Below are 13,749 nucleotides of genomic sequence, written 5' to 3'. Positions count from 1 at the left end.
ATCGTTCCTGCAAACAACAATCCGAAACGGGAAGATCGACGATGACATTGGCAAAGACATTCAAAATTGCGTTGTTCAGTCTGCTTGGTCTCAGTGCCGTTCACGGTCCGGCGGCGGCCCAGGCAGATGCCCCCCTGCTTGCCAAAGTGCCGCCAGGCACGGTGCTGACGATCGGCGATCCGGTCACCCAGAAAGCCCTCGAAGTGTCCGGCCTCGACAAAGAGCTCAGTTTTGAAGTGAAATGGGCCAATATCAGCGGCGGGCCGCAGACCTCGGAAGCTTTCCGCGCCCATGCGCTCGATGTCGGATCGGTGGCCGAGATCCCCTCGATCTTCGCCAACTGGAACAACCTGCCCGTCCGCAATATCGCCTATCGCGAACGCCGTGACCCGATTGCCAATCCCATCTACCGCTTCGGTATCGCACCCGGCGCAGCCGTCAAGACGCTCGCCGATTTCCGCGGCAAACGCATCGCCTTCAGCCCGGGCCAGGCCCAGGGCACGCTCGTCCTTCGGGCACTGCATGCGGCAGGTTTGAAAAGCAGCGACGTCACCCTGGTGGAACTGCCGAGCACCGGCGACGTCTATCCGAAGGCATTGGCGAGCAAGCAAGTCGATATCGCGCCGCTCGGCGGTGTCTATATCAGGCGCTACATCGGCCAATATGGATCGGACGGAGCGACCCTCGTGGAGCATGGCCTGCGGGACGATCCGAGCCATCTTTATGCGCCGCAATGGGTTCTCGATGATCCCGCCAAGGCGGCAGCTCTCGCCGAATATGTGGGCCTGTGGGCACGCGCCACCGAATGGGTGAACCGCAATCCGGACCTCTGGATCAAGGAATATTATGTCGGTCAGCAGGGCCTCAGCCAGGAGGATGGGGAATTTCTCGTCAAGCTGACCGGCGAACAGATCGTTCCCGCCGATTGGGGCGAAGTGAAGAAGCGCCACCAGGAAACCATCAATCTGCTGGCGGACGAGCTCGGCTACCAATCTTTCGATGTGGAAAGGATTTTCGACAACCGTTTCGAAAAGCTCGGTGCCGCGGCTCTCGCCAAGAGCCAGTAACGTTCGACATCCCTTCGGAGAGGAGACCTGAAGCATGGCAACCACTTGGGATGCAGATGAGGCGAAACTATCCCTGACATCAGGCGGGAGAGTTGCGCATCGAGTTTCACGAACGGCAAGGCCGGCCGGCTCGACTGGCTCCGCCGGCCCTCGCACCCGTCGTAGGCTGGGTCCCGGACCCGCGATCCCTTTCGGGCTGCAGATCGGGCCGGCATTGCTTGTCCTGACCTGGGTCATCGGCTCGGCGCTCGGATGGATCGACCCGCGCATCCTGTCAGCGCCGTGGACGGTCATCGAGGCTTTCGCAAGGCTGATAGAGCAGGGCCGCCTGCAGGACAATTTCGTGACGTCGGCGACCCGCGCCCTGCTCGGCCTGAGCATCGGATTGCTGATCGGTACGCTCCTGGCGGTTGTCGCCGGCCTGTCCCGGATCGGCGAAGCCCTGATCGATGGTCCGGTCCAGATCAAACGCGCGATCCCGACGCTGGCCTTGATCCCCTTGCTGATCCTGTGGTTCGGCATCGGCGAGGGCATGAAGGTCACCACCATCGTGCTTGCCGTCATCGTGCCGATTTACATCCACACCCATAATGCGCTCCGCAGCATCGACAGCCGTTATGTCGAACTGGCCGAGACGCTGCGCATGAGCCAGAAGGACTTCATCCTTCAGGTGGTGCTGCCGGGCGCCTTGCCGGGTTTTCTCCTGGGTCTGCGGTTTGCCGTCACCCTCTGCTGGGTCTCTCTCGTCGTGGTCGAGCAGATCAACGCTACCAGCGGGCTCGGCTACATGATCGATCTTGCCCGCAATTACGGGCAGACCGACGTCATTCTCGTCGGCCTGGTGGTCTATGTGCTGTTGGGTCTCGTTTCGGACGGTCTCGTCCGTCTGCTCGAACGGAGGGTCCTCTCATGGCGCCGCACCCTGGCAAATTGAAGCCTGCGACCAAGGCCGTCCACGTGCGAAACCTCGTACGCCGGTTTGCGAAAAAGACCATCCTTGACGGCGTCGATCTCGACATCGAGGAAGGCGAATTCGTCGCCCTGCTCGGCCGCAGCGGCTCCGGCAAAAGCACGTTTTTGAGAGCTCTTGCCGGCCTCGATCACGATGTCCAGGGCACCGGCACCCTCGAGACGCCGGAAAGCCTTTCGGTGGTTTTCCAGGATGCCCGCCTGCTGCCGTGGCGCAGCGTGATCCAAAACGTTACGCTCGGCCTGGCCGGCACCACCGGTCAGGAGGAGGGAAGGAAGGCTTTGGCGGAAGTGGGACTTGAAGGCCGGGAAACGGCGTGGCCGAACCAGCTTTCGGGCGGCGAGCAGCAGAGGGTCGCCCTTGCCCGTTCCCTGGTGCGGGAGCCGGCCCTGCTTCTCGCCGATGAGCCGTTCGGCGCGCTCGACGCGCTGACCCGGCTGAAGATGCACGATCTGCTGCGGGAATTGTGTGCAAGGCACCGTCCTGCGGTGCTGCTCGTCACGCACGACGTCGGCGAGGCGATTTCGCTGGCCGACCGGATACTGGTCCTCGACGAAGGCCGTCTCATCGAGGATCTCAAGATCGATCTGCCGACGCCGCGCGATCATGGCGATCCGCGCTTTGCACAATTCCGCGCCCACCTCCTCAGCCGGCTCGGGGTCGACCTCCCGGGCCGCAAGGCTGCCTGAAACGGGCAGCAGCTCAATTTGATCTGGAGATAAGCCAATGAGCACATCGAAACGGCAAATGCGGCTTGGCGCGTTCATCATGGCGACCGGCCATCATATCGCCGCCTGGCGCCATCCGGAGGCGCAGGCCGATGCCGGCCTCAATATCGATCACTACCGGGAGCTCGCCCAAACCGCCGAGCGCGGCAAATTCGATCTCGTCTTCGTCGCAGATAGTCCTGCGGGATGGGACCGCACCAAGGACCCGGAAGCGCTTCGCCGCACCGCCCAGGGCGCGCATTTCGAGCCCCTGACCCTCTGGGCCGCCCTCTCGCAGGTCACCAAGCATATCGGCTTCGTCGCCACCGCATCGACGACCTATGAGGATCCCTATCTTCTCGCCCGCAGGTTTGCGTCGCTGGACTATATCTCCAAGGGCCGTGCGGCCTGGAACGTCGTCACGACGGGCGCGGATGTTTCGAAGAATTTTTCGATCGCCGGCCATCCCGCCCATGCCGATCGTTATGAGCGGGCCGAGGAATTCGTCGACCTGGTGAAGGGCCTGTGGGATTCCTATGAAGACGACGCCTTCATCCGCGATAAGGAAAGCGGCGTCTATCTCGATCCCGACAAGGTGCATCTCGTCGATCACAAGGGCAAGTTCTTCTCGGTGGCCGGTCCGCTCAACGTCGGCCGTCCGGTTCAGGGCTATCCTGTCATCGTGCAGGCCGGCGCATCCGAACCGGGACGCGAGCTTGCCGCCCGCACGGCCGAGATGATCTTTACCGCCAACCAGACTCTCGAGGATGCGCAGGAATTCTACTCCGACGTCAAAGGGCGGCTCGCCCGCTACGGCCGCCGGCCGGACGAACTGCTGATCAGTCCCGGCATATTCCCCGTTCTCGGCGGCACGGAAGCCGAAGCCCAGGCGAATTACGACTATATCCAATCCCTGGTTCATCCCTCCATTGCCTGGAATATCCTCGCCCGCCACTACCGGGGCGTCGACCTTTCCGGCTACTCGCTTGATGATCCCGCCCCGCCCCTGCCCGATAATACCGAACTCAACAAAAGCCGCCTCAAGCTGGTTTCCGATCTGGTGTCGCGCAACAATCTGACACTGCGCCAGTTCTATCTGGCGGTCGCCACCGCTCGCGGCCACCGGACGGTTGTCGGAACACCCGAGCAGATCGCCGATGCGATGCAAACATGGTTCGAGAACGGAGCCGCCGACGCCTTCAACATCATGCCGCCGGTGCTGCCCACGGCGCTGACCGATTTCGTCGATCAGGTCGTCCCCATCCTGCGCAAGCGCGGCCTGTTCCGGCACGAATATGAAGGCACGACGCTGCGGGAGAACCTCGGCCTCCAGCGCCCGCCGAACGGCTTCGCACTTCAGGTGCAGCAGCAAAAGGCGCAGGCCGCCGTATGATCTCCCGGGGGCTTCCCGGTTTCCGTGTTCCGATCACCGACAGAACTGCAGCATCGCATGAGCAATCATTCCGAATTTCTCTGGTATATTCCCAACGACGTCAGACCCGGTCATCGCGGCGATTCCGCTGTCGAGAACCACAACAGCCTGGATACGCTGACCAGCCATGCGCGGGCGCTCGAAGAGCATGGCTGGAAGGGGGCGCTCATTGGCACCGGTTGGGGCCGCCCCGACACGTTCACCGTCGCGGCCTCGCTCGCCGCACGGACCACCACCTTCGAACCGCTCATCGCGATCCGCCCTGGCTATTGGCGACCGGCGAATTTCGCATCCGCGGCGGCGACACTGGACCACCTCACAGGTGGGCGGGTGCGGATCAACATTGTGTCGGGCAAGGACAACTTAGCCGCCTACGGCGACAGCGAGGGCGATCAGGCGCATCGTTATAGCAGAACCAGGGAGTTCATGCGTCTGGTCCGCCGATTGTGGACGGAAGAAAACGTCACCTCGGCGGGCGAGCACTTCCGGGTCGCCGAATCCACCGTGGTGCCGCGCATCGAGGTTCGTGGCGACCGTCGGCACCCCAAATTCTATTTTGGCGGTGCCTCGGAGGCGGCCGAGCGGGTGGCCGCGACCGAGGCCGATGTCCAGCTTTTCTGGGGTGAGCCGTTGGATGGTGTCCGCGAGCGGATCGACCGGCTCAAGGCGCTGAGCCGGGAGCTCGACCGCGACCTCCCGCCGCTGGAATTCGGCCTGCGGATCACGACGCTGGTCCGCGACACCACGGAACAGGCCTGGGCCGATGCCGAGGCGAAGGTCGCCGAGATGGCGAGAAACAAAGGTACCGGCTGGCACGATCACCAGCGCGTGCTCGCCGTCGGCCAGCAGCGGCTGCTTGAGCTCCATGAGCGCGGCGACGTCCTCGACGACAACCTCTATACGGCGCCGGGCAAGTTCGGCGGCGGCGGTGCCGGCACCACCTGGCTGGTCGGCTCGGCGGCGGATGTCGCCCGCTCGCTGCGCAAATACCAGGATCTCGGCATCACCCACTTCGTACTGTCCGACACGCCCTATCTCTCCGAGATCAGGCGGCAGGGCGATCAGCTCCTGCCGCTGCTACGCGGCTGAGGCAGAAGCAGGAATTCCTCGCCGCCCATGCGGATTGCCAGGCTACCTTCCCTCCCGGCATCGCCCAGCAAGCCGGCAACGTGGCGGAGAACGATATCGCCGATGGAATGAAAAGATGTCGTTGATGCTTTTGAAATGGTCGATGTCGACCGATAACAGGGCGGCATGGGTCAGGCTGGAACCGACCCAGTCCGGGTGCGGCATTCCCAATCCAGGCGCACGGCGCTGTCGAGCAGTTCCCGCCAGCTCGCTGCCGGGTTCTCGTCATGCTTTGACTCGGAAGAAGCCCGGCGTGCCACCTCCGCCCCATTTCTTTCCACGCCGCATCGTCCATGAGAACCTCTAACAATTCTCAAAGTGTTGGGCTTAACAACCGGCGAACTCCGTTGGTAGGCATCGACTCGCTGTCCTAATACATCCGGAAAGACTCGTAATTATTGTTGGTTCATTCCCCGAGATCATTGTTCGAATCGGGCGCAAGAAAAGCGCAACGGTCTAATCCCACAACATAAGATCTGTGTAAGCTCTGCCAGACAACTTATCATATTCTCCTGATGCGGGCATATGCCCATTGGATGCGCAAAATTCCGCGAAAATATACGAAAAGCGCAGCAGAATGACGCCCTGTCGGCTCCGTTTACACTCTCTAAAATATATTCGCCTAAATTTTTAGATGTCGGAGCGACGGTCTCAGGATCGTCACCTATGCCATGATGGCGCACCAGGCCCCCGAAATCTCGCATAATATCGACGTTGTTACTTTGACGCACCGCCTCGCATCTTGGGCGCGATGGCTCCGCGCACTCACAGGGTAAACGCGCAAGGGCATGCAAATGGCATCGTTCCAGCACGCAAAGGCGCCTTTCGGCGCATTCGGGGACAGCTCGAGGGCCTCGCATTTGAACGAGATATCACGCGCGACCCTGGCGGCCAGACACGTTTCAACAAACCTCGCCCACACGATGGAGAGTGCGAATGAAGAGCATTAAGAGTTTCGGGATCGCGGTGCGTCTCACCCTTGGCTTCAGCTTCCTGGTTCTGCTGATGGCCGGCCTGACCATCTATTCGGCGGTCAAGGTCGCTGAGATCAACGACAATCTTGAAACGATCAACGACGTCAACAGCGTCAAGCAGCGCTTTGCCATCAACTACCGCGGCAGCGTGCACGATCGGGCGATCGCCATCCGTGACGTCACTCTGGTGACCTCTGCCGATGAGCGGAAGACTGCCGAGGCATTGATCGAAAAGCTGGCCGCGTCTTACGCCGAGAATGAAAAGCGCATGGCGGAGATGGTTGCATCGCCGGCAGGTGCGACGGAACAGGAAAAGACCATTCTCAGCGAAATCGCCGACATCCAGGCGAAGACCAATCCGCTGGTCGCCCAGATCATTGCGCTGCAGGAGAAGGGCGACGGCGAGGCAGCCCGCAAGATCCTGCTCGAACAGGCGAGGCCGGCCTTCGTTGCCTGGCTTGGCGCCATCAACAAATTCATCGACTATCAGGAAGCGCTGAACAAATCGATCGGCGGCGAGGTTCGCAGCGCGGCGAGCGGCTTCAAGCCGATAGCGATGACTGCGCTCGGCATTGCGGCCGTTCTGTCCATCATTGCCGCTGCCATCACCGCACGCACGATCGTCGGCCCGCTGGCAAAGCTTCAGCTTTCCCTGAAAGCGATGGCGGAAGGCAATCTCGACGGCGATCGCCGCCTCGAGGCGCGCGGCGACGAGATTGGCAGGCTCGCACGGGCCGTGGCCGGCTTGCGCGACGCCATTTCGGCAAAGGCCGAACGGGAAGCCGATGCGGAAGCCAAGAGGTCGGTGGCGGAACGGCACCGGCTCGAGCAGGATGCCGGTGAACGTCGCACCCTGGCCGAGCAGACGGACCAGGCTGTCGGCCGGCTGGGCACCGCATTGCAGGCGCTGGCCGACGGTGACCTCACGCAGCAGATCGACACGCCGTTCATTCCGTCTCTGGAAAAGCTCAGAGCCGACTTCAATTCCGCGGTCGAAAAGCTCCGCGCCGCGATGCAGAAGGTTGCCCAGAACGCCAGCGCCATCGCCGGCGGCGCGCAGGAGATCCGCTCCGCCTCGGATGATCTCGCCAAGCGGACCGAACAGCAGGCTGCATCCGTCGAGGAAACGGCGGCTGCGCTGGAGGAGATCACCACCACCGTCGCCGACTCGAGCAACCGGGCTCAGGAAGCCGGCCAGCTCGTTCGCAAGACGAAGGAAAATGCGGAACGCTCGGGCAGCGTCGTTCGCGATGCGGTCGACGCCATGGGCAAGATCGAATCCTCCGCCACCGAAATCGGCAGCATCATCGGCGTCATCGATGAAATCGCCTTCCAGACGAACCTGCTGGCGCTGAATGCCGGCGTCGAAGCGGCGCGCGCCGGCGAAGCAGGCAAGGGCTTTGCCGTCGTCGCCCAGGAAGTGCGCGAGTTGGCGCAGCGTTCCGCCAAGGCGGCCAAGGAAATCAAGGAACTGATCAACGCGTCGAATGGCCATGTGAAAAGCGGTGTCGCCCTGGTTGGCGAGACCGGAAAAGCCCTGCAGGAAATTGCAGTGCAGGTACAGCAGGTCGACGGCAATGTCGTGGCGATCGTCGGCGCTTCGCAGGAGCAGGCGACGGGGTTGAAGGAGATCAATGCCGCCGTCAACAAGATGGATCAGGGCACCCAGCAGAACGCCGCCATGGTGGAAGAAGCGACAGCCGCCGCCCATAGCCTCGCCAAGGAAGCCGACGCGCTGTTCCAGTTGCTGGGCCAGTTCAACATCGGCGGAGCGGTGGCGCCGAAGCGCATATCGCAGCCCGCTGCCGTGGCACAGCATGCTCAACCGGTGGCCTCGCCGGCGCGCCAGATGATTGCCAAGGTGGGCAAGTCGTTCCAGGCGAATGGCAATGCGGCGCTGGCCGGCGATTGGGAAGAGTTTTAAGTCGAGCTGATCCCCCTCCAGCTTGTGCTGGAAAGCAAATGGTTACGAAGGGCAGCGTTTGCTGCCCTTCGTATTTTCATCCTAGGCCCGAGCCGGAACCTTGGCCGGAAGCAGGGCGTTGACCACGACCGCAACACCGATGTTTGCCGCAAGCGCCAGCAGTCCCGTGTAGACGGTGAAGGGTTCGCCGCCGAGGCTGATCAGGTGCAGAGGTTTCCAGCCGGCATCCCAGACGAGGAAGGTGCCGCCGCAGAAGCCGACGAACCAGCCGGCAAGCAGGCCGGGTGCGCGGAACCAGTTGGTATAGAGACCGAACACCAGGGCCGGAAGCGTCTGCAGGATCCAGATGCCGCCGAGCAGCTGCAGGTCGAGGGCGAATTGCGTCGGCAGGAAGATGATGACGAGAAGCGCACCGACCTTCACCACCAGCGACGTCACCTTGGCGACCTTGGCCTCACCCGCATCGCTGACATTGGGATCGACATAGGCTTTCCAGAAATTGCGGGTGAACAGATTGGCGGCGCCGATGCTCATCACCGCTGCCGGCACCAGCGCGCCGATGGCGATCGCCGCAAAGGCGAAGCCGGAGAACCAGCCCGAAAACAGCGTCTTGAACAACGTCGGAACGACATCATTGGCGCTGTCGAGCTTCAGGTTGGCGGCGTGTCCCATATAGCCGAGCAGCGCGAGAAGGCCGAGCAGCAGCGTATAGGCGGGCAGCATGATCGCATTCTTGCGGATCGTCTTGCCGCTGTTGGAGGCAAAGATGCCCGTCAGCGTATGCGGATACATGAAGGCCGCGAGCGCTGAACCCAAGGCGAGCGTGGCATAGGCGACATACTGATTGCCGCCGAGCAGCAGGCTGCCGGAACCCTTGGCCTGGAAGGCCGCGTCAGCCGAGGCAAAGACATTGGCGTAGCCTCCGAGCTTCGACGGGATCAATGCGACGGCTGCGATCACGACGATATAGATCATGATGTCCTTGACGAAGGCGATCAGAGCCGGCGCGCGCAGACCCGCTGAATAGGTGTAGAGCGCCAGCACGATGAAGGCGATCGCCAGCGGCAGTTCGCCATGCAGCCCGAGTGCCTTCAGCACCGCCGTCATGCCGACGAGCTGCAGGGCGATGTAGGGCATGGTGGCGATGACGCCGGTTGCCGCCACCGCGAGTTCGAGACTGCGCGATCCGTATTGACCGTGAACGACGTCGGCCGCCGTCACATAACCGAAATCCTTGGCGCGTTTCCACAGAACCGGCATGACCATGAAGACGAAGGGATAGACGACGATGGTATACGGCAGCGCGAAGAAGCCGTAGGCGCCGACGGTATAGACCAGCGCCGGGACGGCGATCACGGTGTAGGCGGTATAGAAATCACCGCCGACGAGGAACCAGGTGATCCAGGTGCCGAAGTTGCGTCCGCCAAGGCCCCATTCATCGATATGGGCGAGTGTCTCCGGCTTGCGCCAGCGGCTGGCGACGAAGCCCATGACGGTGACGAGCGCGAAAAAGAAGATGAAGACGGCAAGCGCCGTGCCGTTGATGTCAGTCGTCATGGCGGGTGCTCCGATAGGCGATCCAGGTCAGCGTCGCGGTGATCGGCACCCAGAGAAGCTGATACCAGTAGAAGAACGGAAAGCCGAAAAGAGACGGCTCGCGGAGATTGTAGAATGGCGGCCAGAGCAGACCTATAAACGGAATGACAAGCAGCCAGAGCGCTGCCTTGCTACGTGGTTTTTCCATGTCGGGATCCCTTTCAGGCGCCGCGGGCGGCGGTCGCCATGTTCCAGTTGTCGGCGTGGAAGGCAGGTCTGTCAGCCGGCGGCCGCGGCAGGCCCGGTTCGGGTCGCTTGCGGTTTTCCGGTCGATCGGAAGCTGATGTAACGCATGTGAATTCCTCCCAACGGCTCGCACTCGGCCAGCCGTGAGGGGAGTCCTAGGGCGCTGGTTTCATCCCCACAAGATGGGTGCAAGGGTGAAATGCCGGGGCCTACCCAGAAGTGGGTAGGCGCGAATTCACGTCGACTTTTGCAACGATGCCGTGGTCGAGCGCATAGCGGATGAGGCCGGCCGTGGTTGCGATGCCGAGCTTTTTCTTGAGATTCTTGCGATGGGTTTCCGCCGTGGCGGAGCTTATCCCGAGCGCCTCGGCGATCTCCCGGTTGCTCCTGCCGGCAACGATCAGCCCGAGAATGTCGCGTTCGCGCGGTGTCAGGGGATCGCTCCCCTCCTCCACCCGCTCGCCCATCAGCGCGTCGAAGACACCGGAGGAGAAATAGGTGCCGCCACCTGCCACGGTCTCGATGGCCGAGACGATCTCGTCGGTCGAGACGTCCTTCAGGATATAGCCGGCAGCGCCATGCATGACCGAGGAGGAAATATATTCGCGGCTGTCATGCATCGAGAGCATCACCACCCGCGCCTGGGGCAGTTCGTTCCGGAACAATTCGATCGCATCGATGCCGCTCAGCTTCGGCATGTTGATATCCATCAGCACCACTTGCGGCAGCACCTGCCGGCCGATGTCGAGCCCCGTTTGCGCAAGCCCGGCCGTGCCGGCGACTTCGATATGGTCGAATGTTTCGAGCACTGCCTTCAACCCGTCCAGCACCAGCGGATGGTTGTCGATCAACAGCACCTTGATTTTCAGGCGTTCCGTCATGCGGCTTCCGCCTGCCGATCGGCGGGACGATTGGCCGATTTCGGCAGCATCGCCGTCAGCGTCGTGCCGGTCTCGCTGCTGTTGATCAGCAACAGACCGCGGAAGTGGGCCATCCGTTCCTGCATGTTGCGCAGGCCAAGACCCGATCTGCCGGATAAGTCGCCCCTGGCGCCGTCGAAGCCGGTGCCGTTGTCGGTGACGGTCATGCGGGCGCGGCCGCCGTCGCTCCAGAGCTTGACCGAGAGTTTGGAGGCGCCCGAGTGGCGTTCGACATTGTTGAAGGCTTCCTGGGCGACGCGATAAAGCGCGGTGCTCGCCTCGGCCTTCAGCGTGTCGGTGAAGCCCGAAGCATCGATCTTCGTCTCGATCCCCGTCCGCTCGGCGAAATGATAACACAGCGCCTCTAACGCCGCCGTCAGGCCGAGATCGTCGAGCACACGCGGCCGCAGATCGTGCGACAGCCGCCTGATCTCCTTGATGGCGCCGTTCAGCGCCTCGACGCCGCGGTCGATGGTAAGAGCGGCATCGTCGACATTGGTCCTGACCTTGCGGCCGGCAAGGTCCATCGCATAGCGCACGCCGACGAGATTCTGGGAAATGCCGTCATGCAGCTCGCGCGCAAGCCGCGCGCGCTCTTCTTCCTGGGTGTCGATGACCCGCTGCGTCAGCGCCTTGAGCCGGCTGTCGGCCATGCGGCGCTCGTGGAAAGTCAGCAGCATGCAGGTGGTGAAAACGACGAGCACCGAAGGCACGGCGATCAGCGCGACGATGATGAAGGTCCGTCTGATGTTGGCGCGCATGTCGGCATTGGCGGCGGCACTCTGGGCAAAGACATCGTCGAGGTAAACGCCGGTGCCGACCACCCAGTGCCACTTGTCGAGACTGACGACGAAGGAGAGCTTGTCGGCGATCTGTCCGGTCGATGGTTTCTGCCATTTGTACTGATGCAGGCCGCCGCCCGCTTTTGCCGTGGCGATCAGTTCGGCAATGACCTTGTCGCCATCCGGATCGGTCAGGTCGAGCCAATTGTGCCCGTGCCGGAACGTCTGGCGCGGATGGACGATATTGTTGCCGTCATAGTCGTAGACGAAGAAATATCCGTCCTTGCCGTAGTCGAGCGAGGTCAGAATCGCCGCCACCTGCTGCTTGGCAGCCTCGTCGTCGGCGCCGGCCTTGTCGTAGATCGTCTGGATGGCGGACAGGGCAAGGTTGGTCAGATTGAGGATTTCGGCTTCCTTGGTCTTCAGCATGTTCTGCTCGAACGTATCGATGCTGTTCTTGGCGAGGTTTGCCGATTGCCATGTGATGAAGGTGGTGATCGCAAGGATCGAAATGACGAGCGGGACGATCGCCAATGCGATGATCTGGTGTCGTAGCGTCAACGATCATTCCTCCCGAGAATGTGTGCCCGGAATTATGCCCTTTGCCGAATGCGAGTCCAGCGGCTTGTCCGCGCGGCCGCGCCAGCGCTATTCCAGCGGCACGAACAGACCGAGCTTGACGTCGCGCAGCACGACATTCGTGTGCATGCGGCGGATCTGCGGATTGTCTGCCATGATCAGCGCAGCGATATCGTCATAATGTTCGACGTCGCGGGCGGTGACGATCGCGATCAGATCGACCGCGCCCGTGACGTAATAGACCTGCTGTATGTGATCCTGCTTCTCCGCCCACAGGCGGAACTTCGCCAGCGCGTCGTAATTGTCCCGCTCGATCTCCATCCCGACGATGAACACCATCGCCGTTCCCGTCGCCTTGCGGTCGACGACGGCCACCTCCGCCTTGATGATCCCCTCCTCGCGCAGCCGCTTCAACCGTCTTTGCACGGCCGAGACCGACAGCCCGATCCGTTCGGCGATCGTTTCGGCTTTCAGCTGGCAGTCGCGCTGAACGATATCGAGAATGTCACGGTCAAAACGATCCAGTTGTTCCATTGTTCAGTCCAATTCTCGCTGCGGCACTTCGCGGTTTCTGCCGCATTCGCCGCGTGAGGAAGATTATTTTGCACAAATTATGCAGAAGAGACAAAAATTGCGCGAAAAAACCGCGTTATTTTATCATTATCCTTCGCAAATCCAGTCCAGCCGGAACCATGCATGTCGGATCAACCCTTTCCTGCTCTTCGCGTCGAAGATCTTCATAAAAGCTTCGGCTCGCAAGAGGTTCTCAAGGGTATTTCGGCGGAGGCCCACAAGTCTGACGTGATTTCGATTATCGGCTCGTCGGGCTCCGGCAAGAGCACCTTTCTCAGATGCATCAATTTCCTGGAAACCCCGGATCGTGGGCGCATCGCCGTGAACGGCGAGGAAATCGTGCTGGAAATGGGCCGGGACGGCCGGCTGCAGCCGCGCAGCTGGCGGCAGATCGAACGGCTGCGGACCGGGCTCGGGATGGTCTTTCAGAGCTTCAATCTCTGGGCTCATCGGACGGTGCTGGAAAACGTCATCGAGGCGCCGGTGCACGTGATGGGCATTCCGCGGCGCGAGGCCGTCGAAAAAGCCGAGGCCCTGCTCCACAAGGTCGGGCTCTTCGACAAGCGTCACGCCTATCCGGCTTTCCTCTCCGGCGGCCAGCAGCAGCGCGCGGCGATTGCCAGAGCCCTCTGCGTCGATCCCGATGTCATGCTGTTCGACGAACCGACATCGGCGCTTGATCCGGAGCTGGTCGGCGAGGTCCTGAAAGTCATCCGCGATCTCGCGGAAGAAGGCCGGACCATGCTGATCGTCACGCATGAAATGCGCTTTGCCCGCGATGTCTCGAGCCGTGTTCTCTTCCTGCATCAAGGACGGATCGAGGAGGAAGGTCCGCCGGAGCAGATTTTCGGGGCGCCGGTCAGCGCCCGCTGCCGGGAATTCACCGGTCTCAGCGCCCACTGATGCCGACC

Annotated in this window: 13 protein-coding genes; 7 read left to right on the top strand and 6 right to left on the bottom strand. The window is 61.9% G+C overall.

The features are described from left to right. Positions 1 to 41 precede the first annotated feature (41 nt). From FHT75_RS18625 to FHT75_RS18605, 5 genes are read left to right on the top strand one after another with little or no spacing between them, the layout of a single operon-like run. Positions 42 to 1,067 (top strand): ABC transporter substrate-binding protein, encoded by a 1,026-nt coding sequence (locus FHT75_RS18625; protein WP_047612189.1) that lies wholly within the window; start codon positions 42 to 44, stop codon positions 1,065 to 1,067. A gap of 34 nt (positions 1,068 to 1,101) precedes the next feature. Beyond that, entirely contained in the window at positions 1,102 to 2,001 is a 900-nt protein-coding gene (locus FHT75_RS18620; protein WP_047614616.1) for an ABC transporter permease, read from the top strand. Beyond that, on the top strand, positions 1,977 to 2,726 hold the full coding sequence (locus tag FHT75_RS18615) for an ABC transporter ATP-binding protein (protein ID WP_047614618.1): 750 nt from the start codon (positions 1,977 to 1,979) through the stop codon (positions 2,724 to 2,726). The genes FHT75_RS18620 and FHT75_RS18615 overlap by 25 nt, the downstream gene beginning before the upstream one ends. A 37-nt stretch (positions 2,727 to 2,763) precedes the next feature. Next, on the top strand, positions 2,764 to 4,137 hold the full coding sequence (locus FHT75_RS18610; protein ID WP_183845118.1) for an LLM class flavin-dependent oxidoreductase: 1,374 nt from the start codon (positions 2,764 to 2,766) through the stop codon (positions 4,135 to 4,137). A gap of 57 nt (positions 4,138 to 4,194) precedes the next feature. Next, positions 4,195 to 5,265: an LLM class flavin-dependent oxidoreductase gene (locus FHT75_RS18605; protein ID WP_047614622.1), complete on the top strand. Its 1,071-nt coding sequence runs from the start codon at positions 4,195 to 4,197 to the stop codon at positions 5,263 to 5,265. Here the strand turns inward: FHT75_RS18605 and FHT75_RS18600 are convergent. After that, on the bottom strand, positions 5,238 to 5,432 hold the full coding sequence (locus FHT75_RS18600) for a diguanylate cyclase domain-containing protein (RefSeq protein WP_245433202.1): 195 nt from the start codon (positions 5,430 to 5,432) through the stop codon (positions 5,238 to 5,240). The two genes, FHT75_RS18605 and FHT75_RS18600, sit on opposite strands and share 28 nt — an antisense overlap. A gap of 808 nt (positions 5,433 to 6,240) precedes the next feature. Between FHT75_RS18600 and FHT75_RS18595 the strand changes: the two genes are divergently transcribed. Next, the gene (locus FHT75_RS18595; RefSeq protein WP_047612195.1) at positions 6,241 to 8,202 is read left to right on the top strand and encodes a methyl-accepting chemotaxis protein; all 1,962 of its coding nucleotides are present in this window, start codon (positions 6,241 to 6,243) and stop codon (positions 8,200 to 8,202) included. Positions 8,203 to 8,283: 81 nt separating this feature from the next. Here FHT75_RS18595 and mctP read toward each other — a convergent pair whose 3' ends face one another. The 5 genes from mctP to FHT75_RS18570 form a co-directional block, all read right to left on the bottom strand. Continuing rightward, on the bottom strand, positions 8,284 to 9,759 hold the full coding sequence (gene mctP / locus FHT75_RS18590) for a sodium:solute symporter family monocarboxylate transporter (RefSeq protein ID WP_047614624.1): 1,476 nt from the start codon (positions 9,757 to 9,759) through the stop codon (positions 8,284 to 8,286). Then, complete coding sequence (locus FHT75_RS18585) at positions 9,749 to 9,946, bottom strand: DUF3311 domain-containing protein (RefSeq protein WP_047612199.1); 198 nt, start codon at positions 9,944 to 9,946, stop codon at positions 9,749 to 9,751. The genes mctP and FHT75_RS18585 overlap by 11 nt, the downstream gene beginning before the upstream one ends. A gap of 247 nt (positions 9,947 to 10,193) precedes the next feature. Continuing rightward, on the bottom strand, positions 10,194 to 10,865 hold the full coding sequence (mctR, locus tag FHT75_RS18580) for a two-component system response regulator MctR (protein ID WP_028757172.1): 672 nt from the start codon (positions 10,863 to 10,865) through the stop codon (positions 10,194 to 10,196). Further along, the gene (gene mctS, locus FHT75_RS18575; RefSeq protein WP_028756208.1) at positions 10,862 to 12,247 is read right to left on the bottom strand and encodes a sensor histidine kinase MctS; all 1,386 of its coding nucleotides are present in this window, start codon (positions 12,245 to 12,247) and stop codon (positions 10,862 to 10,864) included. Before mctS ends, mctR begins: the two co-directional genes overlap by 4 nt. 87 nt (positions 12,248 to 12,334) lie before the next feature. Beyond that, positions 12,335 to 12,799 (bottom strand): Lrp/AsnC family transcriptional regulator, encoded by a 465-nt coding sequence (locus tag FHT75_RS18570; protein ID WP_018246856.1) that lies wholly within the window; start codon positions 12,797 to 12,799, stop codon positions 12,335 to 12,337. A 162-nt stretch (positions 12,800 to 12,961) separates the two neighbouring features. Between FHT75_RS18570 and FHT75_RS18565 the strand changes: the two genes are divergently transcribed. After that, entirely contained in the window at positions 12,962 to 13,741 is a 780-nt protein-coding gene (locus FHT75_RS18565) for an ABC transporter ATP-binding protein (protein WP_047612203.1), read from the top strand. Positions 13,742 to 13,749: the final 8 nt, after the last annotated feature.

Origin of the sequence: Rhizobium sp. BK112 (assembly GCF_014193215.1) — a bacterium.
Lineage (GTDB): Bacteria > Pseudomonadota > Alphaproteobacteria > Rhizobiales > Rhizobiaceae > Rhizobium > Rhizobium anhuiense.
This window is presented reverse-complemented; position numbering and strand designations above follow the sequence as displayed.